17 protein-coding genes are annotated in these 23,117 nt (G+C 71.5%); 10 read left to right on the forward strand and 7 right to left on the reverse strand.

From position 1 onward, the window contains the following. Positions 1–35: 35 nt before the first annotated feature. From AB0K21_RS02775 to AB0K21_RS02795, 5 genes are all read right to left on the reverse strand, one after another. On the reverse strand, positions 36–773 hold the full coding sequence (locus tag AB0K21_RS02775; protein WP_343980379.1) for an acetoacetate decarboxylase family protein: 738 nt from the start codon (positions 771–773) through the stop codon (positions 36–38). Then, on the reverse strand, positions 758–1,858 hold the full coding sequence (locus AB0K21_RS02780; RefSeq protein ID WP_364147290.1) for a glycosyltransferase: 1,101 nt from the start codon (positions 1,856–1,858) through the stop codon (positions 758–760). The genes AB0K21_RS02775 and AB0K21_RS02780 overlap by 16 nt, the downstream gene beginning before the upstream one ends. Positions 1,859–1,907: 49 nt before the next feature. After that, on the reverse strand, positions 1,908–3,815 hold the full coding sequence (locus AB0K21_RS02785) for an acyltransferase family protein (RefSeq protein ID WP_364147293.1): 1,908 nt from the start codon (positions 3,813–3,815) through the stop codon (positions 1,908–1,910). Between the two features lie 416 nt (positions 3,816–4,231). Continuing rightward, complete coding sequence (locus tag AB0K21_RS02790) at positions 4,232–5,836, reverse strand: LCP family protein (protein WP_343980373.1); 1,605 nt, start codon at positions 5,834–5,836, stop codon at positions 4,232–4,234. Positions 5,837–5,992: 156 nt separating this feature from the next. Continuing rightward, positions 5,993–7,453, reverse strand: coding sequence for a hypothetical protein (locus tag AB0K21_RS02795; RefSeq protein ID WP_343980369.1), 1,461 nt, complete (start codon positions 7,451–7,453; stop codon positions 5,993–5,995). Positions 7,454–7,734: 281 nt separating this feature from the next. On the opposite strand from AB0K21_RS02795, the gene AB0K21_RS02800 reads away from it, so the two are divergent. The 3 genes from AB0K21_RS02800 (at position 7,735) to AB0K21_RS02810 (ending at position 12,307) form a co-directional block, all read left to right on the forward strand. Continuing rightward, the gene (locus AB0K21_RS02800; RefSeq protein ID WP_343980366.1) at positions 7,735–9,876 is read left to right on the forward strand and encodes a hypothetical protein; all 2,142 of its coding nucleotides are present in this window, start codon (positions 7,735–7,737) and stop codon (positions 9,874–9,876) included. Positions 9,877–10,342: 466 nt separating this feature from the next. Further along, complete coding sequence (locus AB0K21_RS02805; protein WP_343980362.1) at positions 10,343–11,236, forward strand: glycosyltransferase family 2 protein; 894 nt, start codon at positions 10,343–10,345, stop codon at positions 11,234–11,236. After that, a complete protein-coding gene (locus tag AB0K21_RS02810; RefSeq protein ID WP_364147298.1) occupies positions 11,237–12,307 on the forward strand; it encodes a glycosyltransferase family 4 protein in 1,071 nt (356 codons plus the stop codon). It begins immediately after the preceding gene. Between the two features lie 13 nt (positions 12,308–12,320). Here the strand turns inward: AB0K21_RS02810 and AB0K21_RS02815 are convergent, their stop codons facing one another. Further along, positions 12,321–13,286: a lysylphosphatidylglycerol synthase domain-containing protein gene (locus tag AB0K21_RS02815; protein ID WP_343980356.1), complete on the reverse strand. Its 966-nt coding sequence runs from the start codon at positions 13,284–13,286 to the stop codon at positions 12,321–12,323. A 179-nt stretch (positions 13,287–13,465) separates the two neighbouring features. Here AB0K21_RS02815 and AB0K21_RS02820 point away from each other — a divergent pair, with 179 nt between their 5' ends. From AB0K21_RS02820 to AB0K21_RS02835, 4 genes are all read left to right on the forward strand, one after another. Continuing rightward, complete coding sequence (locus AB0K21_RS02820) at positions 13,466–14,305, forward strand: class I SAM-dependent methyltransferase (RefSeq protein ID WP_343980352.1); 840 nt, start codon at positions 13,466–13,468, stop codon at positions 14,303–14,305. Positions 14,306–14,312: 7 nt separating this feature from the next. Then, positions 14,313–15,281: a lysylphosphatidylglycerol synthase transmembrane domain-containing protein gene (locus AB0K21_RS02825; RefSeq protein ID WP_364147302.1), complete on the forward strand. Its 969-nt coding sequence runs from the start codon at positions 14,313–14,315 to the stop codon at positions 15,279–15,281. A gap of 90 nt (positions 15,282–15,371) precedes the next feature. Beyond that, complete coding sequence (locus AB0K21_RS02830) at positions 15,372–16,493, forward strand: glycosyltransferase family 1 protein (protein ID WP_343980346.1); 1,122 nt, start codon at positions 15,372–15,374, stop codon at positions 16,491–16,493. A gap of 17 nt (positions 16,494–16,510) precedes the next feature. After that, positions 16,511–17,605 (forward strand): NDP-sugar synthase, encoded by a 1,095-nt coding sequence (locus tag AB0K21_RS02835; protein WP_343980343.1) that lies wholly within the window; start codon positions 16,511–16,513, stop codon positions 17,603–17,605. A gap of 56 nt (positions 17,606–17,661) precedes the next feature. On the opposite strand, the gene AB0K21_RS02840 is transcribed toward AB0K21_RS02835, so the two are convergent. After that, positions 17,662–17,877: a hypothetical protein gene (locus AB0K21_RS02840; RefSeq protein ID WP_343980340.1), complete on the reverse strand. Its 216-nt coding sequence runs from the start codon at positions 17,875–17,877 to the stop codon at positions 17,662–17,664. A gap of 220 nt (positions 17,878–18,097) precedes the next feature. Between AB0K21_RS02840 and AB0K21_RS02845 the strand changes: the two genes are divergently transcribed. The 3 genes from AB0K21_RS02845 to AB0K21_RS02855 all read left to right on the forward strand — a co-directional run bounded on the left by AB0K21_RS02845 (position 18,098) and on the right by AB0K21_RS02855 (position 23,086). Next, positions 18,098–20,722 (forward strand): bifunctional FO biosynthesis protein CofGH, encoded by a 2,625-nt coding sequence (locus AB0K21_RS02845; protein WP_364147307.1) that lies wholly within the window; start codon positions 18,098–18,100, stop codon positions 20,720–20,722. A 101-nt stretch (positions 20,723–20,823) separates the two neighbouring features. Continuing rightward, on the forward strand, positions 20,824–22,554 hold the full coding sequence (locus AB0K21_RS02850; RefSeq protein WP_343980334.1) for a substrate-binding and VWA domain-containing protein: 1,731 nt from the start codon (positions 20,824–20,826) through the stop codon (positions 22,552–22,554). 277 nt (positions 22,555–22,831) lie between these two features. After that, positions 22,832–23,086, forward strand: a complete 255-nt coding sequence (locus AB0K21_RS02855) for a hypothetical protein (RefSeq protein ID WP_343980331.1) — start codon at positions 22,832–22,834, stop codon at positions 23,084–23,086. The last annotated feature ends 31 nt before the right edge of the window (positions 23,087–23,117 follow it).

Below are 23,117 nucleotides of genomic sequence, written 5' to 3' on the forward strand. Positions count from 1 at the left end.
GGGCGTGGAACTCCCCAATCCGGGCCTTCGCGGTACTAGGGCTCCTTGGCCTCGTTGAAGGTCATGGCCATGTGGGAGACCGTGGCCGTGGCCAGGGCTCGTTTGGGCAGGCCGAGTTCGCTCAGTTCCTTGGCGATCGGGTGGTTGCCCAGGCGGATCAGGGCGCCGCCGGGGCGGGTGCGGATGCCGTGGGGGGACATCGACCACGGGATGCGGCGGGTGACGCCGTCTGAGTGACTGTAGGCGTCGAGGGCGGTCATCATGCCGGTGCCCGGCACCGGGACGCCGGGTTTGATCAGCAGGTCCAGCACCAGGCGGCCGTCCTTACGCAGGATGCACCGCTTGTAGGGGGAGGACGTGCGCAGGTCGATGTCGGCCAGTTCCTTGGGGAAACCCCAGATCGTGCGGCCCGCCTCCAGGGTGAGGCCCTGGTCGACCGGGAGCCAGTGGACGAACGCCCCGGCGCCGGTCCTGCGTAGCTCGGACAGGTTCGCGCGCAGTCCGCCGCCGGGGGCGTGGTCCGCGCCGGGTGGCCTGGCCAGGAAGGCGATGCCGAACTCGTGGTAGGGGCCCAAATCGCCGTCGCGGTAGTCGGCGAACATCAGCGTGCACAGGGCCTTGCCGGGCAGCACCTCGGCGACGTCGAGGTGGGAGTAGGCGATCACGGCCCGTGCGGCGTCCGCCCGGACCAGATAGGAGGCGCCGCAGACCATGGCGTCTCGGACGCGGACCGGCATGGCGATCTCGCGCCCCTGAATCAGATGGCGTGCCATGCCTCCAGTAGACCAATCTCCAGGCCGGACGTCACCGGTCTGCCCGCCCATTCCTCCAGCTGCCCGACGAACGCGCCCGCGTGGTCCGGCCAGTTGTGGTGGGCCAGGGCCTCGGCGTGGCCGCGCCCGCCCATCTCCGCGGCACCGGTGGGATCGTCCCGCAGCGCCAGCACCGTGCGCGCCACCGCCCCGACGTCGCCGAAGGGCACGACGACCCCGCAGCCGGTGCGCTCGACCAGGGCGGCACCGGCGGGCAGCGGCGTGGTGACCACGGGGACGCCCCGGGACATGTAGTCGATGATCTTGGCCGGTACGGGCCGGCGACCGGGCGCGTCGCGCGGGAGCGACAGCCCGGCGATCGCCCCCTCGGCCATCCGCAGCGCGTGCCGGTTGGGCACGTAGCCGTACCAGTCGAGCAGGCCCTCCCGCTGCGCGTCCCGGAGCAGCGGCCTGACCCCGGCGTCGGCGGAGCCGATCAGGTCGAGCCTGATCCCGTGGGGGAGCAGCCGCCTGGCCGTCTCGATCAGCTCGGCCACGCCTCCCGCCTCGGAGAGGTGACCGATGTGGACCACCCGGTCACGGCCGGGCCGCGCGGGCGGGTTCTCGGGTACGCAGGCGGTGTCGGGGACGACCGGGTGGGGCAGGGAGAAGCGGTCCCGGTAGGAGTCGTCGGCCAGGATGAGGCGCAGCCGGTGTTCCGCTCGGGCCTCGGCCCGGCGTGCCGGCGAGGGCAGCACCCGGCGCGGGGATGTGGCGCCGGCTTCACCGCGTACGTCCCAGACGGTGGCGGGGCGGCGCCTGGGCAGGCGGGAGAGCAGTTCCGGGTCGTACACGATCAGCAGGTCGGCGCCCTCGACCCCGCGGCTGAGAGCTCCCCTGGCGGCCTTCAGCGCGCGCCTGCGGTGGTTGCCGATCGCCCGGGGCACGTCGATCGCCCGGATCCGCGGATCCGGGGTGACGTTGCAGTCGGTGAAGGGGGCGACGTAGGTGATGTCGTGCCCGGCGTCGAGAAGCGCCCGGATCTGCCGATGCGCGATCCGGGCGTCTTCTGGATGATGAACGATTGTCGCGACGCATACCCGCATATGCCGATGCTGGGCGGCTGTTCCGTCAGCACCGGATGCGTTGAGTTAATTACCGGGGAACTGCCGCTGAACTCTCCTTGGCGGTGGGCGCGGCCTCGGCGGTGGGCGCGTCCTTGGCGGCGGGGGGCGGGGAAGGTCGCCGGTAGAGCCATACCAGCCTGGGTTCGAGCAGCCACTTGAAGAGTTTGCGGGTCTCCGGCAGGCAGAGCACGATGGCCAGGGCCAGCGAGCTCGACGCGATCGCCGCCACGCCCAGCGGGCCGTACAGCCAGGGGAAGCTCAGCCAGCCCTGGTCCTTGGCGATGACCACCACGACGCCGTGCAGCAGGTAGGCGTACAGGGTGCGGGTGCCGAGGTCGGAGAACCAGGTCTCGCGGCGGGGCACCAGCGCGAGCACCGCGGCCGTCATGATCAGCGCCGCGACCAGTACGGCGGCGCGCACGCCGAAGCCCATCCACCAGGACATGTCCATGGCCTTGAAGCTGTAGCGGAAGTAGATCGGGTCGCGCGGGACGTGCGGCGCGATGAGGATCGCCACCCCGGCGGCCCCGACCAGGACGACAGCTGAGGTGATCTTGACCCAGGTGGGCTTGAGCAGGTCGAAATGCTCGGGCTTGAGCAGCAGGCCGAGCACGTAGAACGGCAGCAGGCCGAAGAAGCGGTCGATGCTGAAGTCACCGGAGATCTCGGAGAAGCCCGCCGCCATGTAGATGACCACCGCGACCAGCAGCGGTTGCCGCATCCGGGTCCAGATGGGCGTGGAGATCCGCCAGAGGACCAGGGCCACCAGGTACCAGTTCAGCCAGGCCGGATCAATTATCGTCAGCGTCCACTTCTGGCCAAGCCCGTAGCGGAGCAGCGCGTAGCCGATCTCCACGACCACGTACGGGATCAGCAGTGTGTCGACCAGCTTGTTGATCTTCGCGTTGGAGTGCCAGAAGTTGCGGCCCAGGTAGCCGCTGATCAGCACGAACGCCGGCATGTGGAACATGTAGACGAACAGGTACACCGAGCTCGCCGAGTGCGCCTTCAGGGTGGGAACCAGCGAGTGGCCCATCACCACCAGGGCGATCAGGACGAACTTCACGTTGTCGAGATACGGCTCGCGCTTCTTCTTGGCAGGGGGGGCCGCGGGCTCCTCCTCGACCTGCGGCTCGCGCTCCCGCTCCGCCCGCAACTCCTGCTCGGCCTGCGGTCCCTGGTTCCAGAACGAGGATTCGCTCTCCCGGCGGTTGTTCTCCCAGTAGGAGAAGGGGCGTTCGCCGCCCGCGGGCGGTGCCTGCCGGGGGGGCGTGGCGGCCTGCGGGTGCCCGGCGCCCGGGAGCGCCCCGGGCTGCCCGAGAGCCTGGGGCGCTCCCGGGCCGGGTGCCTGGGACTGGGGGGCGCCATAGGGGTGCGCGCCCGTCTGCGGCTGTGACACGGGCGGCGGGGCCCAGTCAGGCCGGGGGAGTGGCACCTGGGGGGCGCCCTGCGGGGAGGAGGCCTCCCGCACCCAGGACGGCTCCTGGGCCCACACCGCGCTCTCCTGGGCCCATGCGGCGCTCTCCTGGGGAGCCCATGCGGCGCTCTCCTGTGCCCAGGCCGGGCCGTCCTGAGTCCACGGCTGGGGCGTCTCGCGGGCCCAGGTGGACTCCTGGGGCACCGGTTCGGGCGCCAGGGGCTTGGACAGGTCGAGCGGGTCGCCGGGGTGGGGCTCCCGGTATGCCGGGTAGCCGCCCCACTCGGTGACCTCGCCGGGGCTCTCCTCTTCCCGGGCGTACCGGGACGGGCGGCCGGCGGCCGGGCCACCGTCCGGCGGCTCCGGCCATGTGGGCTGGTGTCCGCCGGGCGCCTGTGCCTGGCCGGGCATCGGCCACGGGGCGGGCTTCCGGCCCTGTCCGCCGGCGGACCCGCCGTGGCCGTCGGAACCGCCGTCGTCCTGGGGGGCCGGCACCTGGAAGGATCGGATGTCGCTCACGAGGGGAAGGCTCAGCTATCTGTCGGAGACCGGGGAGTAGTCGGGCAGACTGGCGGGGGCGCCCGGGGCTGGCCGGGGGTGTGGCCGGGCGAGCGTTCGCCTCGCCGCCTCGACCACCCTAGACCGACTGTGAGCCCGCTGTCGCACGCACGCACTCTGATTCGGGAGGTTCTCGGGTAATCGTGACTGTCCAAAACCCGGGAACGGCGGGTGCTCGCCGTTTTCCCGGGCGGTGGCGTCCCGCTGTCCGGTGACGGGTGTCCGGTTCGCCTGGTTCTGCGGTGGCACCCGGTCGTCCGGACGCCGTGGCCTCGCGGCTCGGCCAGGTCACGAGGCCAGGTCGCGAGGCCCGGCCGGGGTGTCCGGGCACAGTGCCGCCTGGACGCCCTCGCCCGGTCGCGTGCCGGGCGAGGATGTCAGGTGCAGGGGTTGGTCTTGCTGTCGACGACCTTGTCCGTGAGGGCGTCCGGGATCTTGGGAAGGACCCGGACCCCCGGCCAGTCGGCGCCGATGATCAGCTGGATGACCGGTCCGGTCGGGGCCTTGGCACCGGGGGTGGGTTTGGGGGCCGTGGGCGGCGTGTACTTGTCGGTGGTGACCGGCTTGACCTTGCCCGCGACCGGGGCGCGCTTGTCGCCGGAGAGCCTGGCGGCCACCGCGTCGCCGTAGGCGGGGCCGTCCACGGTGTCCTTCTTGGCGTAGCGCACCGTGGTGGTGGGCACGTTGCCGGCCGCCGGGCGGGCGTTGCCGACGTGGGTGACCACGAAACCCTGCTCGGCCAGCTCGTCGGCCACCTGCTTGGCCCGGCCCGGGGTGTCCGTGCCGTTGAACACCTGGAGCCTGACCTGCTCGCGGTTGACGGTCTTGACCTTGGTGTCCGGGGGCGGGGTGACCTCGGTGTCGTTCTTGATCGCGGCGAAGAGCTGGTCCGCGTACGGCTGCACCCAGGCGACCCGGTTCTTGTCGTCCGGGTGCGGGCCCCACGGGACGGTGATCAGCTTGACGCCGTTCGCGGTCAGCTTCTGGGCGCTCTGCCCGATCTGGAGCAGGGTGCCGGTGTCCTTCGCAAGGTCCTCGTCCATCCGGACGGACTGGGCGGCGACCTTGATGAAGTTCTGCAGTTTGAAGGGGTCGGTCAGCAGCTCGCTGCTGGTGGCCTTCTTCACCACCTGGCTGAGGAAGACCTGCTGGCGCTTGATCCGGCCGATGTCGCTGCCGTCGCCGTAGTTGCGCAGCCGGACGTAGCCCAGCGCCTTCTCACCGGCCAGCAGATGCCAGCCGGCCGCGAGGGTGAGCTTGGACTTCTTGTCGTCGACCGGCTTGGTCAGGCAGATCCGGACACCGCCGAGGGCGTTCACGATGTTCTTGAAACCGGTGAAGTCGACCTCGACGAAGTGGTCGATCCGGATGTCGGTGAGCGCCTCGATGGTGGAGATCGTGCAGGTGATGCCGCCCTCGTTGTAGGCGGCATTGATCATCTCGGTGCGGGCCGCGACCGGCGCGCCGGTCTCGGACGTGCAGGCGGGCATGGCGACCACCGAGTCGCGGGGGAAGCTGACGAACGTCGCCTTGTCGCGGTCGGGCGCGATGTGCATGAGGATGATCGTGTCGGTGCGCTTGCCCGCGTCGGCCATCTTCTGGCCGTACTTCAGGTTGTCGCCCTCGCGGGTGTCGGAGCCCACGATCAGCACGTTGAGCGCGCCCGTGGCGTTCACCGGCCGATTGTTGCCGAGTTTGCCGGTGAGGCTGATCGTCTCGACCTCGCCGAGCGTGTCCCGGTAGACCTTGTAGCCGCCCAGGGTGCTGAGCACCAGCAGGCCGGTCGCCGCGATGCTCGCCCAGGCGCCGATGCCGAGCCGCTTCTGCTTGCGGCCCCGGCCCTTCGGCGGACTCTCCTTCGGCTGCGGTGGAGGGGCCGCCGGGGGAGGGCCTTCTCCGCCCGCGCGCCGGGCCCCTCTGCGGCCGTGGGAGGCGGGTGCCGTCCGCTGGTCTCTCGCGGAGGCCTGCCGGTGGTCGCTCATCCGATTCCCCTGCTTGGCGGCATCGTCCGGTTCTCGCGCAGCTCGCTCATCGCGCCCAGAGAGTAGATCACGAGGGGCGCGCCAGGAGACGTGATGATGCGAACTTGGCCAAGACCGCCCCCTGCCACCGCCGTGATGATCCGGCGGCCAGCATACTCAAATGCGGACATTTAGTGGAATGTTACTGAAATTAGGTTTACGTACGGCCAGTGCTGCCGCGAGGCAGGCGGCGGGTACGGCCGGCAGGACGTACCGGTAGTCGAACTCCGCCACCGCGGGGGGCATCGCGAGCAGCACCACCGCCACCGACCAGGGCAGCACCCACGCCGTGCCGGCCGGGCGGAACCGCCGGACGCACGCCGCCGCGGGTGGCAGCAGCAGGATCACCAGCACCGCCGCGCCGGGCAGTCCGGCGCCTTTCTGGTAGGTACGGATCCAGCCCGCGTACGGTTCGACGATCCGGGTGGTGATCGGACCCCGCTGGTAGCGCTCCGCGGCCTGGGCGCCCACGGTCGCCGGGTGGCGCCCGGGCGGCGCGGGCGGCGTCGCGGGGAACAGGTAGTGGTCGTAGATCTCCTGATCCGGGTAGACCGGGCGGCCCACGGTGAACGAGCGGGCCAGCTCCGAGGCGACCGAGCCCAGGTAGTCCAGCGGCTGGCTCCGGATCGCCAGTGACGCGAACCGCCCGGCCAGCGCGTCGTTCCCGCGGCTGAAGGTGATGCCGGGCAGCCTGACCAGCGGCGAGTCCTGCGCCCAGACGTACTCCTGCGCGGGCGGGCGCAGGGCGGGCGGGCGGGGGTCGCAGAGCACCGCCAGGTCCGGTGGCGGGCGCATCACGTCGCAGTCGGCGAAGGTCATCGTCTTGGCGTAGAGGAAGACCCCGTTCGCGCCCACGATGCCGATCCGCTGGTACGTCGCGTGGAACCAGGCCCCGTACCCGAGGATCGGCACCGCGGCGGCGGCGATCATCACCCCCGCCGCGGCCACCCGGCCCCGCTGCTTGAAGATCAGCCAGGCCGCGAAGAGCGCGACCAGCGGCAGCCCGACGGTCCTGGTCAGCGTGGCCGCCGCGAGCAGCAGCCCGATCCCGCACGCGGTACGCCGGCCGACGGATCGGCGCACGGCCAGGCAGACCGCCGAGAGGACCAGGACCGTGAACAGGGTGTCGGAGACCAGCAGGTGTTCCAGCTCGATCTGGTAGGCGTCCAGCAGGGAGGGGACGGACGCGAGCGTCGCGGCCCAGGCGGGCGCTCCCAGCCGCCGCGCGGTGAGGTAGACCAGCACGCCGACACCCAGCCCCAGCAGGTGCTGGGCCAGCGCGACGAGGGCGAAGTCGTGGAACGGTTCGAGCAGTCGCAGGAACATCGGGTACCCGGCCGGGCGGACCAGGTCGGGCCGGGGCTTCAACGCGGTGACGACGTAGGTGTAGGAATCGGGGAACCAGAGCGCGGGCCGGTAGCCGAGCATGGCGATAACCCGCAGCACGGCCCCGGCGCCCAGCACGAGCAGGAACCAGCGGTGCTCGGAGAACCGGCGACGGTCCGGGAACCGCCGCCGACCGGGGGGCCGGCCACGTTTCGGGAGCTCGCGAGGAGCGGGGAGGACGTCGTCGCTCATGCGGTGGCCACGAATCCCGGCCGGGTTCCGGTCACCGCCCCGCCGAGGCCGCCGTGCGAGATCGCGAGTCGCCGGTCCCGGCCGACACGCGCGGTCACCGTCCCCCGGGACCGGTGATGCCGCAGCCCAGCCCACCCGACCACTCTTCTCTTCCCCCTTCTGACGCGCTGCGCGTACGCTACCGGCTTCCATACCCGGGAGACGCCGGGCGGCACGGCGCCGCCGTCCCGCGCGCCCGTGCCCGGCGCGGGCCTCGGTTGCCAGTACGCTCGGGTCGAATCATGACCACCGGCCGGCTGGATCGTACGCGCGGGCCCTCGGCGGGCCTCTCGGCGGGCAAGGTGCTCGCCGTGGTCTCGGTCGTGCCCGCACTCGTCCTGGCGGGCTGGCTGCTGGCCGGGCTGCCGCTGCTGCTGCTCGGCTGGTTCCGGCCGCTCGCCGCGGTCCCGCTGGGCCTGCTGGCCGCCGCACTGCTCTGCCGGTACGGTCTGCGGCGCCTGCCGGAGGCCGTACCGGCGACGGCGTGGCAGGTCATCGGGGTGATCGCGGTCGCACTGGCCTCGGGGGTCTTCAACGGCCTGTTCCGCAGCGAGCAGCTGATCGTCCGGCGCGACCCCGCCACCTACGCGCAGTACGGCCTCTGGCTGGCCGGGCACGGCTCGCTGCCCGTTCCCTTCCAGGAGCAGGCCTTCGGCGGCCTCGACCCGGCGCTGCACTTCGACAGCGTGGGCTTCTACGGCTTCGACGGCGCGGTCGTGCCGCAGTTCATGCCGGGGGCGCCGATGCTCCACGCGGTGGGCGCCTGGCTCGGTGACGTCGCCGGGCTGCTGCTGGTGCCGCCGGTGCTGGGGGCGGCGGCGGTGCTGGTGCTCGCCGGGGTCGTGGCCCGGCTCGTCGGGGCCCGCTGGGCGCCTCTCGCCGCCCTGGTCTTCGCCGTCAGCCTGCCGATCCTCTACACCTCGCGGACCACCTTCAGCGAGATCCCGTCCCTGATCCTGCTCTTCGGCGGCCTCGCCCTGCTGTACGACGCCGAGGCCGGGCTCCGCTCCGGTGCCGTCGCCTCGCCGTCCGAGCCCTTCGGCACCGGACCGGCGGCGATCCGCTCCGCGCGGACCGGGGCCGCCCTGGCGGGGCTGGTGTTCGGGCTGGCCGTCATGGTCAGGATCGACGGGCTGCGCGACGTGCTTCCCGTGCTCGTCTACGCCGGGCTGCTCATCGCCGTCCGCCGGGCCGGGAACCGCGACGCGGGACGGCTGGGCGTGCCGCTGCTCGGCGGGCTGGCGGTGGGGGCCGGGCTGGGCTTCGCCGCCGCCTATCTGCTCTCCCGCCCCTACCTGAAGTACCTGTCGGGCTCGCTCGTCCCGCTGCTGGCCATCTGCGGCGCGGTCGTGGTGCTCACCGTCGCGGTGGCGGCGCTCGCTCCCCGGCTCGCGGCGCCGCTGCGGCGCGTCGCCCGGATGCCGAGGCTGCCCGAGATCGCCGGCGGCCTGGTCGTGCTGGTCGGGGCGGCCTTCGCGGCCCGGCCCTGGTTGCAGACCGTGATCCGGCCGCCCGCCACCGTCGAGGACCGGCTGACCGCCGACTTCATCGCCGGGGTCCAGCGGGTCAACGGCCTGCCGATCGACGGTTCCCGGCTCTACTACGAGAACTCGGCGTACTGGGTGATCTGGTACGTCGGGCTTCCCGCGGCGCTCCTGGCCACCTTCGCCGCGGCGCTGCTCGCGCGCAGGCTGGTGCGGGGGGCGGCTCCGGAGTGGCTGCTGCCGCTGGCCGTCATCGTCTGGACCACGGTCACCACGCTCTACCGCCCCGGGATCACTCCCGACCAGCCGTGGGCCGCCCGCCGGCTGGTCCCCGTCGTCATCCCCGGCCTGATCCTGCTGGCCGTCTGGGGCCTGGACCGGGTGCGCGAGCGGGCCCGCAGGTCCGGGTACGGTCCGCGGGCCCGCAGGGGCCTCGCCATGGCCGGTGCGGTCCTCCTCCTCGTCCCGGTGGCGTTCGTCTCGGGGGGGACCGCCTTCACCCCGATCGAGCGCGGCGAGCGTGCCGCGGTCGAGGCGCTGTGCGCGGCCCTGCCCGCGCGCGCCTCGGTGCTCGTCGTCGAGCGCGTCACCGCCGCCCGCTTCACCCAGCTCGTCCGGAGCAGCTGCGGCCTGCCCGCCGCCCGGGTCACCCTCTATCGCACCAACGTCCCCAGGAAGAGCGACGTCACCCGCCTGGCGGCCCGTATCCGGGCGGCCGGCCGCGTCCCGGTCCTGCTGGCCGCCGAGGCCCGCCAGGTCTCCGGGTACGGCACCCCCGTCCACATCATGAACCTCCGCGTCCGCCAGGACGAGCGCTCCCTCGTCGACCCCCCCAACGGCACCTGGTCCCTGGCCGCCGACGTCTGGATGACGGTGCCACACGGGGATCGGAAAGCCTGAATGACCCTGCCATCTCGGCGTGACGCGTCGTGGGCGGCCTAGTGGTACTTCCCGATGTGACCCGGCCCGCTTGGATCGTCGGGTGAGTCCGGGAACCCGCTCTGTTGCCGGTGATCAAAGATCAGGCGTTTGTGTCGGGATATGTAAATATCGGGTTATTGCGGTGAGTGGCGTGTTGAATGCTTGCCGGATCGGAAGCCCTTACGCCAGGACATCAACATGATGTTGGCGGTGGGGAAGGGGCCGTTCGCGGAGCGAGCGAGGACGACGAGGTCTCGTCGTCCTGGTCAACAGGCGGCGAGTACGTCGATGGCGCGGACGGAGTCCGCCTTTTCCGCCTCCCCGAGGTGGCGGCCGACATGGCTGGAAAGCCGTCCGGGGCATGTGATGTGCGCTCGGCTTCCGGCTGGGCAGAGTATCCTCGCCCGTCGGAGAGCATGCCCGAGAGCCCGAGAGTGGATCAGCTGTGGACGCAACGCCGTACGTGACCATCGTCCTGCCCTGTTACAACGAGCAGGACCACGTCATCGCCGAGGTCGAGCGCATCTGCGAGGCGATGGACCACAGCGGATACACCTACGAGCTCGTGGCGGTCGACGACTTCTCCACGGACCGGACCCTGGCCAGGCTCGAAGAGGCCGCGCCGAGGTTTCCGCACATGCGGATCAGGGCCTTCCACCGCAACGGCGGTTCCGGCACGGTGCGCAGGATCGGCACCCAGGAGGCGCGCGGCGAGATCGTCGTGTGGACCGACGCCGACATGACCTACCCGAACGAGCGCATCCCCGAGCTCATCCAGATCCTGGAGAAGGACCCGGCGATCGACCAGGTCGTGGGCGCGCGGACCAGCGAGGAGGGCTCGCACAAGTTCCTCCGGGTGCCGGCCAAGTGGTTCATCCGCAAGGTGGCCGAGCGGCTGGCCGGGCAGAAGATCCCCGACCTCAACAGCGGGCTGCGGGCGTTCCGCAAGTCGGTCGCCAAGCCCTACCTGCGGCTGCTGCCGCCGGGCTTCTCCTGCGTCACCACGATCACGCTGTCGTTCCTGTCCAACCAGCACGACGTCTACTACCTGCCGATCGCCTACAGCAAGCGGGCCGGTAAGTCGAAGTTCAGCTTCGTCTCCGACGCGTACCGCTACATCCTGCAGGTACTGCGGATGATCATGTACTTCAACCCGCTCAAGGTCCTCATGCCGCCCGCGATCTGGCTGATCTGCATCGGGCTGGCCAAGGGGGTCTACGACAACGTCAAGACGCCGTTCTACCTGGCCAGCAACACTATCGTGATCTTCATCTCCGGCCTGCTTATCGGCTCGCTGGCGCTGCTGGCCGACCTCATCGTGCGCTCCAGGAGCGAGTAGATGCGGATCGCCGTCGTCGGGCCGACGTACCCCTACAAGGGGGGCGGCGCCGCGCACACCACGGAGCTGGCCCATCGGCTGAGAGCGGCCGGGCACGACGTGGTGATCGAGTCGTGGCGGGCGCAGTACCCCTCCTTCCTGTACCCGGGGCAGCAGACCGTCGACACCCCCGACGGTGAGCCGTTCCCGCACGTCCGGCGTGACCTCGACTGGCGCCGCCCGGACGGCTGGGTCCGCGCCGGACGACGGCTGCGGGGCGTCGACCTGGTCGTCCTCGCCGTCCTCAGCCCGGTGCAGGTCCCGTCCTACCTGGGCATCCTGTACGGCCTGGGGCGCAGGACCCGGGTCGTGGCGCTCTGCCACAACGTCCTGCCGCACGAGCGCAAGCCGTACGACACCCCGCTGATGAAGGCGCTGCTGCGCAGGGTGGACGCGGTGCTCGTGCACTCCGGGCGGCAGGCCGCGCAGGCCCGCGAGCTGACCGCCGCGCCCGTGCGGGTGGCCGAGATGGCTCCGCACCTGCCGTCGGGAAACGCGGGGCGCGGCCCCGCGGAGGGCGTGCACGACCGGCTGCTGTTCTTCGGCCTCGTGCGGCCGTACAAGGGGCTCGACCTGCTCGTCCGAGCGCTGCCCGAGGGCGTGTCGCTGCGGGTGGCCGGGGAGTTCTGGGGTGGCCAGGAGGAGGCGACGAGGGCGCTGGTCGCCGAGCTCGGGCTGACCGGGCGGGTGGAGCTGCGGCCGGGCTACGTGCCGGCGGCGGACGTGCCCGAGCTGTTCGCGGACGTGGACGCGCTGGTACTGCCCTACCGGAGCGGGACGGCCAGCCAGCAGGTGTGGTTCGGACACGAGCACGGGGTGCCGGTGATCGCCAGCCGGGCGGGCACGCTCGGCGACCACGTCACCGACGGGGTGGACGGGCTGCTGGTCGAGCCGGGTTCGGTGGAGGAGCTGCGCGCCGCGCTGGCCGCGTTCTACCGCCCCGGCGAGCCCGAGCGGCTCCGCGCCGGGGTCAAGGCGGTCGACCCCGAGCCGTACTGGACCTGCTACGTCGAGACACTGGTCTCGCGCTGAGCCGGGCCGGGTCTCAGGCGGTGCCCTCCCGTGTCGCCACGGGCTCGGGGCCCGCCTGCCGGCCGGGCTCCCCAGCGGCGCCGGAGACCCTGCCCCACAGGAAGCCGATTCCGGCCCAGCTCACGTCGGCGAGGGTGAACATCACCCGGGACACCACCGCGGCCACCAGTGCCCTGGGGGAGTCGAGCACCGGGGCCAGGGCGAGCACCATCGCCCCCTCGCGGACGCCGATCCCGGCGGGGACGACCACGGTGAGAATGCCCGTCGCCCAGGCCAGCGCGTACGCGCCGGTGGCCACCAGGTACAGGGAGTCGCCGGAGGCGCCCAGGTCCGCCATGGGAAGCAGCAGGTGGGGGCCGTAGGTCAGCCAGCCGGTCACGGTGAGGGCCACCGCGGTGAGCACGGCGCGGCCGCTGAGCAGCCGGCCCTGCCCGAGCGGCTCCTGACGGGCGATCCGCATGGCCAGGTTGAGCCCGAAGGTGAGCACTCCGGGGTGCAGGCAGACGGCGATGACCGGGATCAACGCCAGCAGGTACCACGCCTGGGTCATGGTCTCGCGCAGGGTCACCGCCGCCACGACGAGGGCGCAGCCGAGGGAGACCAGCACCGACAGGGTGATGGAGCCGAACATGCGCCGGGGCGGGACGCGGTGGTCGCGGCCGAGCTCGATCATCGCGGCGTACGCCCAGACGCTGCCCGGCACGTACTTGCCGAGCTGGCCGATGAAGAAGATCCTCGCGGTGGTCCCGAGGGGCAGCGGGGAGCCCATTCCGGCCAGCAGCGCCCGCCAGGCCAGCACCATCAGACCGATCCCGGCCATCACCGACAGGTAGGACCCGGCGAGCGACCACCAGGAGAGCTGCGAGATCGCGGCCACGGTCTCGTCGCGGTTCCTGGCCAGGCCGTAGCCGAGGAAACCCACCGCGACCAGCGCGAGCAGCACTCGGAGCAGGCGGCTTGACCGCAGTCGGCTGAGCATCCGCCAAGGGTACGACGCTCTCCTTACTCGGCGGTAGGGTCACCGGCCACCGGTACTCTTGGGCGGCGTGGTGGCGCGCCCGCGGGCGTCGTGCGCGGTCCGGCACCATCCGGAGGGGAAGTCCCGGCGGCACGCGAACCGGCGGCACGCGAGGGAGGAAGAGGAGCGGTGAGCGAGTGATGAGCGCCGAGCGGGTCGCACAGCTTGAGTACTCCGAGTTCCAGGCGGCGATGCTGGACGAGGAGAAGCGCCGCAGGAAGGCGGCGAAGATCGTCGCGGTGCTCGGGCACTTTCTCGGCAGGGAAGAGGACGTCCTCGCCGGTCTGACCGTCGCCGACATCGGCTGCTCGGCGGGGTTCATCGCCGACGAGCTGGCCGCAGCGGGCGCGAGCCGGACGTTCGGCGTCGACATCGACGTGCCGGGCCTGCGCAAGGCGGCCCAGCGGTTCGGCGAGCGGGTCGAGTTCGTCTGCGCCGACGGCACCGCGCTGCCCTTCCCCGACGGTTCGATCGACGTGCTGGTCTTCAACCACATCTACGAGCACGTGGTCGACCCGGACGCGATCATGGCCGAGATGCGCCGGGTGCTCTCCGCGGACGGCGTGCTCTATCTCGGGCTGGGCAACCGGCTCGGCGTGATGGAGCCGCACTACAAGCTGCCGTTCCTGTCCTACCTGCCGCCCGCGGCGGCCGACCGCTACGTACGGCTCTTCGGCCGGGCCGACAGCTACTACGAGCGCTATCGCACCCGGCGCGGCCTGCGCAAGATGGTGCGCGGCCTGCGGGTGTGGGACTACACCTTCCCCGTGCTCGCCACCCCGGCGGCGTTCGCGGGCGACGAGCTCTTCGGCGGTGTGGCGGGACGGGTGGCCGGTGGCGTGCTGTCGCGGCTGCCCCGTCCGGTGCTGCGCGCCCTGCTGCCCGTGGTGCCCACCTACCTGTGGGTGGCGACCAGGGGTGAGCGCCGCCCGGCCGGGCGGTCGCTGCCGCAGCCGCCCGAGCCGGTACGTCCCCTGTGAGCCTGCGGTGAGCGAGGACGGAGGCGCCGTCCGATCCGGCGCCTCCCCACTGAGACGGCTGGCCCGCGTCGCCTTCCTGCTTCTCGCGCTCGGGTTCGGCGCCTGGGTGGTGCTGGGTCAGTGGGACGACATCCGCGCGGGGTTCGCCCGGCTGTCCGTGTTGTCGCTCGTGTTGTCGCTGCTGGCGGTGCTCGCCGCGCTGTGCGGCGGGATGATGACGTGGCGGGCGCTGCTGGCCGACCTGGGTTCGCCGCTGCCGCTGCGCGCGGGGGCGAGGGTCTTCTTCGTGGGCCAGCTCGGCAAGTACATCCCCGGTTCGCTCTGGCCGGTGATCGCTCAGATGGAGATGGGGCGGGAACTGGGCGTTCCCCGGTCGCGCAGTGCGGCGGCGTTCTTCCTGACGCTACCGGTGCAGCTCGGCAGCGGTCTGGTGGTCTCGGGGGTGACGCTGCTGGCGGCCCGGCCGGGGGCGGCCGCGCCGTACGCCTGGGCGTTCCTGCTGATCCCCGTACTCGCGGTGGCCTTCGAGCCGAGGGTGGTCAACGCGGTCCTCGGGTTCGGGCTGCGCAAGCTGAGGCGCGAGCCGCTGGAGCGCCCGCTCACCCGCAGGGGCATGTTCACCGCGCTGGGCTGGGCACTGGGCGGCTGGATCGCGTACGGACTGCACCTGGCGGCGATCGTGCACGACCTCGGACCCTCCGGGTTCTCCGCGGTCCTCTTCTCCGTCGGCGCGTTCGCCCTGTCGTGGTGCCTGGGCATCATGACGTTCGTCGTCCCGGCGGGGGCGGGCGTGCGGGAGGTGGCCATGGTGGCCGTCCTGGCGCCCGTGCTGGACCGGGGGTCGGCCATAGCGGCGGCGCTGTGCTCCCGGATTGTGATCATTCTTGGCGATCTCGTCTGCGCGGGTCTCGCGGGTCTGGCCGCGCGCCGCGCCACGGCTTCCAATAAGGACCACGCTTCGGGAAAAGCCGTGTGATTTCCCCCATGATTTCGGAGACTCTGGCAATAGAGTGAACGAAGGAGGGGGACGGCCGTCCCGTGTGAATCATGAGGGGAGCGATCCTTCTTGACGCCTAGAGTGCTCGTCGACGCGGCCGCGGTTCCGGCCGATCGCGGTGCGCTGATCAGGTACGTCGATGGACTCGTCGCCGCGCTGGACAGGGCGGGCGCTGATCTCGTGGTCGTCTGCCAGCGTGCCGACGCCGCCCGATATGCCGGACTGGCGCCCTCCGCGCGGATCGTGCCGGGGCCTCACGGGATCACCAACAGGGCCGCCCGCCTGACCTGGGAGCAGACGGGGCTGCCCTTCCTCGCCCGGCAGGTCGCCGCCCAGGTCATCCATGCCCCCTACTACTCGATTCCGCTGAGCTCGGGCCTGCCGACCGTGGCGACGGTGCACGACCTCACCTGCTTCACCGAGCCCCTGCAGCACGACGCGGTCAAGGCGGCGTTCTTCCGCGCGGCGACCCGCACGGCGGTCCGGCACGCCACCCGGGTGATCGTCCCCTCCAAGGCGACCAGGGACGAGCTGATCAGGCTGCTCTCGGCCGACCCGACCCGGATCGACGTCGCCTACCACGGTGTCGATCCGGCGCTGTTCCATCCGCCGTCCGAGCGTGAGGTCAAGCACGCCTCCGACCGGCTCGGCCTGCACGGCACCCCCTACGTGGCCTTCCTCGGCCCGCTGGAGCCCCGCAAGAACGTGCCGAACCTGATCCGGGGCTTCGTGCGCGCCGTCGAGGACATCGCCCACCCGCCCGCCCTGGTGCTCGCCGGGGGGGTCCGCGACGTCGAGGTGGACGCCGCGGTGGAGCAGGTCCCCTCGACGGTGCGGGTGCTCCGTCCCGGCTTCCTGTCCTTCGCCGACCTGTGCGGTTTCCTCGGCGGGGCGGTGGTCGCGGCCTTCCCCTCGCGGGGTGAGGGTTTCGGGCTGCCGGTGCTGGAGGCCATGGCCTGCGGCGCGCCGGTGCTCACCACGCACCGCACCTCGCTGCCGGAGGTGGGGGGCGACGCGGTCGCCTACACCGAGCCGGACGCCGAGAGCATCGCCGCCGCGCTGCGCACGCTGCTCTCCTCACCCGAGCGCAGGGACGTGCTGTCCGCGGCGGGTATCGCCCGTGCCAAGGAGTTCACCTGGGACGCCTCGGCCGAGGCACACCTGCTCTCTTACCAGCGCGCGGCCGAGTAGTGAGTTAACCTCTCGGAATGATGGAGACACCTTTGCCGGACCTAGAGGCGATTCTCCTGGTCGGTGGACGAGGGACGCGTCTGCGTCCGTTGACGCTGGACACCCCGAAACCCCTGTTGCCCACGGCGGGAGTGCCCTTCCTCTCCCACCAGCTGGCCCGGGCCAGGGCCTTCGGGGTGCGGCGCATCGTGTTCGCCACCTCCTACCGGGCGGAGATGTTCTCCGAGGCGTTCGGGAACGGCGAGGCGTTCGGCCTCGAACTCGAGTACATGACGGAGGAGGTCCCGCTCGGCACCGGAGGGGCCATCCGCAATGCCGCCAAGGCGCTGACCTGCGGCCCCGACGACCCGGTGCTGGTGCTGAACGGCGACATCCTGTCCGGTCACGACATCGGCGACCAGATCGCGACGCATGTCGCACGGGGGGCCGCGCTCACCCTGCACCTGACCGAGGTGGACGACCCCTCGCGCTTCGGCTGCGTGCCGACCGACGACGACGGGAGGGTGACCGCCTTCCTGGAGAAGACCCCGAACCCGGTCACCAACCGGATCAACGCCGGATGTTACGTCTTCACCCGCTCGGTGATCGACACGATCCCGGAGGGGCAGGTCGTCTCGGTCGAGCGCGAGACCTTCCCCGGCCTGATCGAGGACGGCGCCCTGGTGCTCGGCTACGCCGACGCGTCCTACTGGCTCGACGTGGGCACGCCCGCCGCCTTCGTGCAGGGCTCCCGCGACCTGGTCCTCGGCCGGCTCGTCTCGCCCGCTCTGCCAGGTCCCACCGGTGACTTCCTCGCCCTGCCCGGCGCCATGATCTCGCCCGAGGCCAAGGTCTCCGGCGGTTCGGTGATCGGCGCCCGCGCGATCGTGGAGTCGGGGGCGCAGGTCGGCGGCAGCGTGCTCGGAGACGACTGCATCGTGCACTCGGGCGCGGTGGTGGTCGACTCGGTGGTCGGCATCGGCGCGCGCGTCGACTGTGGAGCGGTCCTGAGGGATGTGGTCGTCGGCGACGGCGCGGTGGTCGGCCCCGGGAACGAGCTGCTCGCGGGCAGCCGGGTCTGGCCCGGTGTGGTGCTCCCCGAGTCCGCGATCCGCTTCTCCAGCGACATCTGACCGGTCCCGCCGTACGGCGTGCGGGAGATCGTGGCGGATCGGTCGCGCCCGCTCTCTCAAAGAACGCGGGGCCGGCCGGCCGCCAGGGTCGGGCGGTGCGCGGCCATCCGCTCGCGGGCCGTGGCCGCCCGCGCGTGACCGGTGGTCGTGCTGAGGGCCCCCTCGTCGGGGGAGGGTTCCAGGCGATGCCAGTCGAGGCTGTCGCGGGTGTCGGCGCCCACCAGCGGGGCGAGGACGGCGACGGCGACAAGGGCAAGGAGAAACCAGAACATTTTCGGCTCCTGGGGGTGGGGTCCGAGGTAGGTGCCTCGGAGGAGGGCCGGGGATCTTCGCGGCTGCGGAGGTTCCGGCTGACATATCTAATCTATGTATCTGCAAGCATTTATGTCTATCGAGACCTGCTTGTGGTGAGTCTTTAGCGAATCTGAAATGTCGGATCGAGGCCCGGTACCCGCCGCCGGGCATGTGAGCGCCGCGCCGTACTGTGACGTCATGAGTCCCAACCCCACCGACAACGCGATGCGCCGGGCTCTGGCCAGGGCACGCGATGGCAAAACTCTTGATATCGCTGAGGCCACAACCCTGTTGCATGCCAGGGACGCACATCTGGAGACCCTCCTTGACCACGCCGGGAGGGTCAGGGACGCGGGTCTGGAGGCGGTCGGACGACAGGGGATCATCACCTACAGCCGCAAGGTCTTCATCCCCCTGACGAGGCTCTGCCGGGACCGCTGCGGTTACTGCACGTTCGCCACCGCCCCGCACAGGCTGGAGAGCCTGTTCCTGAGTCCCGACGAGGTGCTGGAGATCGCCGCGCAGGGCGCGGCCATGGGATGCAAGGAAGCGTTGTTCACCCTGGGGGACCGGCCGGAGGACCGCTGGCACCAGGCCCGCGAGTGGCTGGACGCGCACGGCTACGACGACACGCTCTCCTACGTCCGCGCGATGGCCGTGCGGGTGCTTGAGGAGACCGGGCTGCTGCCGCACCTGAACCCGGGCGTCATGACCTGGCGGGACCTGCAGCGCCTCAAGCCGGTCGCGCCCTCCATGGGCATGATGCTGGAGACGACCTCGCGGCGGCTCTTCGAGGAGAAGGGGCAGCCGCACTACGGCTCGCCCGACAAGGACCCCGCCGTGCGGCTGCGCGTGCTGGAGGACGCCGGGCGGACGAACGTGCCGTTCACCAGCGGCATCCTCATCGGCATCGGGGAGACGGTCACCGAGCGCGCCGAGTCGCTGTTCGCGCTGCGCAAGGTGGCGCGCGAGTACGGCGGCATCCAGGAGATCATCGTCCAGAACTTCCGCGCCAAGCCGGACACCGCGATGCGCGGCATGCCCGACGCGGACCTGCAGGAACTGGCCGCCACCATCGCGGTGACCAGGCTGGTGCTGGGGCCGAAGACGAGGGTGCAGGCCCCGCCGAACCTGGTCGACTCCGAGTACGAGCTGATGATCAGGGCGGGTATCGACGACTGGGGCGGCGTCTCGCCGCTGACGCCCGACCACGTCAACCCCGAACGCCCCTGGCCGCAGATCGACGACCTCGCCGCCCGCACCGCCGCCGCCGGGTTCACGCTACGCGAGCGGCTGACCATCTACCCCGAGTTCGTGCTGGCGGGGGAGCCCTGGCTGGACCCGAGGCTCAACGCGCACGTGGCCGCCCTGGCGGACCCCGACACCGGCCTCGCCCGCGAGGACGCGGTCGTGACCGGCCGCCCCTGGCAGGAGCCCGACGGGGGCTTCGTCTCCCTGGGCCGCGTCGACCTGCACACGGAGGTCGACACCGAGGGCCGTACCGCCGACCGCCGTGACGACTTCGACCACGTCTACGGAGACTGGGAGGCGCTGAAGGAGCGCCTGCCCGCCGCGGAGGACACTGCCGGGGGCGGCGCCGTCAGGGGCGATGTGCGGGAGGCGCTGCGGCAGGCCGAACGCGACCCGGCGGGACTGAGCGACGCCCAGGCGCTCGTCCTCCTCGACCTCGCCGGAGACCCGTCGGGCGCCGGCGCCGACGACGCCGCGCTGGACGAGCTCTGCCGGATCGCCGACGGCCTGCGCAGGGAGGCGGTCGGCGACGACGTCACCTACGTGGTGAACAGGAACATCAACTTCACGAACGTCTGCTACACGGGCTGCCGCTTCTGCGCCTTCGCGCAGCGCCGCACCGACGCCGACGCCTACACCCTCTCGCTGGACCAGGTCGCCGACCGCGCCTGGGAAGGATGGCAGGCAGGGGCGACCGAGGTGTGCATGCAGGGCGGCATCCACCCCGACCTGCCGGGCACCGCCTACTTCGACATCGCCAGGGCGGTCAAGGCCAGGGTGCCCGGGATGCACGTCCACGCGTTCTCGCCGATGGAGGTCATCAACGGGGCCAGCCGCACCAACCTGTCCATCGAGGACTGGCTGGTCGCCGCCAGGGAGGCGGGCGTCGACTCGCTGCCGGGTACCGCGGCGGAGATTCTCGACGACGACGTCCGCTGGGTGCTGACCAAGGGCAAGCTGCCCACCGCCGAGTGGGTCGAGGTCATCTCCACCGCGCACCGGGTCGGCATCTCGACGACCTCCACGATGATGTACGGCCACGTCGACAACCACGCGCACTGGGTGCGGCACATCCGGCTGATCCGCCGCATACAGGAGGAGACCGGCGGGTTCTCCGAGTTCGTGCTGCTGCCGTTCGTCCACCACAGCGCGCCCATCTACCTGGCGGGGATCGCCCGCCCGGGGCCGACGGCACGGGAGAACCGGGCGGTACACGCGCTGGCCCGCGTCCTGTTGCACGGCGCGATCGCCAACATCCAGTGCTCCTGGGTGAAACTCCAGGACGGGCTCTGCCGCGAGGTGCTCATGGGCGGGGTCAACGACCTGGGCGGCACGCTGATGGAGGAGACGATCAGCAGGATGGCCGGGTCGGAGAACGGGTCCTTCAAGACGATCAGCGAGATCGAGGCCATGGTCGCCCCGACCGGGCGGCCGGTCCGGCAGCGGACCACCTCCTACGGCGTGCCCGACGCCGAGCGGCTGGCCGCGGCCAGGGCGAGCGACGGGGTCTGCCGGAGCGTCCGCCCCAACGCCCTTCCACTGCTCTCGCTGGAGGCGTCGACAAAATTATAACAAGTTCTATATTTGCTTGCCTTGCGTGAGGGGTTCGTTGACACAATCGTCTTTCTCCTCTAGCGAGAGGTCTCCGTGTGCCCTCCTCCGGTCGACACCGTGTGGCCGTCGGCGCTGAGCGGCGTCGACGTCAGGTCCTGCTGCGTCTGTCGCTGGCGGCGGTCGCGATAGCGGTCGCCCTGGCGGGGAGCACCGTCCTGGTGCTCGACCAGGCGGGGGGTTCGTGCTCGGCCCGCGACCCGGTGCTGGTCGGGGTCGCCGCCGCCGTCGACATCGCCCCGACCGTCATGGAGGCGGCGGGGCGGTTCAACCAGAGCAGGGTGGGCGTCGACGGCCGGTGCGTGCTGGTGCAGGTGACCGAACAGCCGCCCGCCACGGTGCTCCGCACCCTGCTCGGCGGCACCGCGGGAGTGCTCAGTGAGCGTCCGGACGGCTGGATCTCCGACTCCTCGGCCTGGATCCGGCTCGCCCGCAAGCAGGGGGCCGCGAACCTGGCCGGCACCGAGACCGTCATGGCGACCTCGCCCCTGGTCTTCGCCACCCGTAAGTCCCTGGCCCGGCGTTTCGCGGTCGGTAAGACCGACATGAACTGGCGGATGGTCTTCCCCGCGACCACCCGTGGCCGGATCCGGCCGACCGAGAACGAGCCCGACGTGGTCCGAGTCCCCGACCCGTCGCTCGCGGGTGCCGGGATCGCCACCGTGGCCGCGGCCAGGGACGTGGTCGGCAGCGGCGCGGAGGCCGACCGCGCGCTCACCGCGTTCGTCCGCTGGGCGCAGGCGGGGGCGGCGCCGGACTACCGGACCATGCTCGCCGCCGTCGACGACCGCTCCTTCTGGCAGCGCCCCGTGGTGATCGTTCCCGAGCAGTCGGTCTGGGAGCACAACCGCCGGCCGTCGGACGACCCGGTGACCGCCCTGCATCCCCGTGAGGGGACCATCAACCTCGACTACCCGTACGTGGTCACCTCCTCCGACGAGGCCAAGGCGAGCGGGTCGAGGGCATTCGCGGCCTGGCTGCGCTCCCCCGAGACACGGGAGGCGGCCCGCAGGGCGGGCTTCCGCTCGCCCGACGGCTCCCTGGGGCCGTACTCACCCGGTCCCGACATCCCCACCGAGGCGCCCCGCACCCGCCCGACCATCCTGCCCGGCATGATCGACGAGGCGCTGGCGGCGTGGAGCAGGCTCGCCCCGCCGACCAACATCCTGGTCCTGGCGGACAGCGGCAAGCACATGGCCGGGCCGATCAACGGGCAGCGGGGGAAGACCCGGCTGACCGTCGCCCTCGACGCCGCCAGGCTCGGCCTGCAGCTCTTCCCCGACTCCACGCACATGGGCATGTGGGAGTTCTCCTCGGCCAAGGGGGAGGACCAGCGTGAGCGGGTGCGCCTCGGCCCGATCACCGAGCCCGACGGCGGCCAGGTCATCCGGCGCAGCCGTCTGGAGGAGCTGACCCGGACCCTGCGCGCCGACCCCAAGGAGCCCAGCGCCCTGTACGACTCGGTCATCGCCGGGTTCCGCGCGCTGACCGAGTCCTATGACGAGACCATGAACAACACCCTGCTCGTCATCACGGCGGGCAAGGACGACGGCAAGGGCATCTCCGGCACCAAGCTGGTGGAGCGGCTCCGCGGTGACTGGAACCCCGAGCGCCCCGTCCAGATCGTGGTCCTCGCCTTCGGCACCGACCTCGACCGCGCCGCCCTCACCCAGATCACCTCGGTCACCAACGGCTCCCTGCACGTCGCCCAGCGTCCGGAAGAGATCATCGACGTCTTCCTGTCCGCTCTGGCCCGCCGCCTCTGTCACCCCACCTGCGCCAAGGCCCCGTAACCGGCCGTCGCCGGGTGGCGAACGGCGGCTCGGGCCGCAGGTCTGGATCGTTCCAGCGGGAGATCGGGGAGGTGTCTGGAATTTCAGTAGTCATTGACTTACTCTTAGTGACGAAATCCTGCTTCTCTTCAGGTGGGGGTACCTCGATGGAAAGTGCCGACGGCCGAATCATGGCGCTCATCGTGATCGCGACGATCGTGTTCGCCATCTCACGGCTCTGACAGTCCCCGTATGCCGGCAGTGACGAGAATCCTGCTTCCCCCGGTAGGAGTGCGACGTGGACAGTTCGAACGGCCGGATCCTGGCCCTGGTCGTAGTGGCCACGATCGTGTTCGCCGTCGGACGGCGTTTCCAGCGGACGATGGACGCCTGGGCAGGATGGGGCAAGGCGATCGAAACGGCCGCCGAGGCCGCGTCGAAGATCCCCGGCGCCAAGTCGGCGGCCTGGAAGGCGGTCCGCCGCATGATCGGGGTCGCCCTGATAACGCTGATCGTGCTCGCGGCGGCCGCGAGCACGATCAGGCATATATAGGGCAGCGAGCGTTTCCCGCGAGGAGAGCCGG

It is taken from the genome of Streptosporangium sp. NPDC049248, assembly GCF_040678965.1.
GTDB classification, from domain to species: Bacteria; Actinomycetota; Actinomycetes; order Streptosporangiales; family Streptosporangiaceae; genus Streptosporangium; species Streptosporangium fukuiense.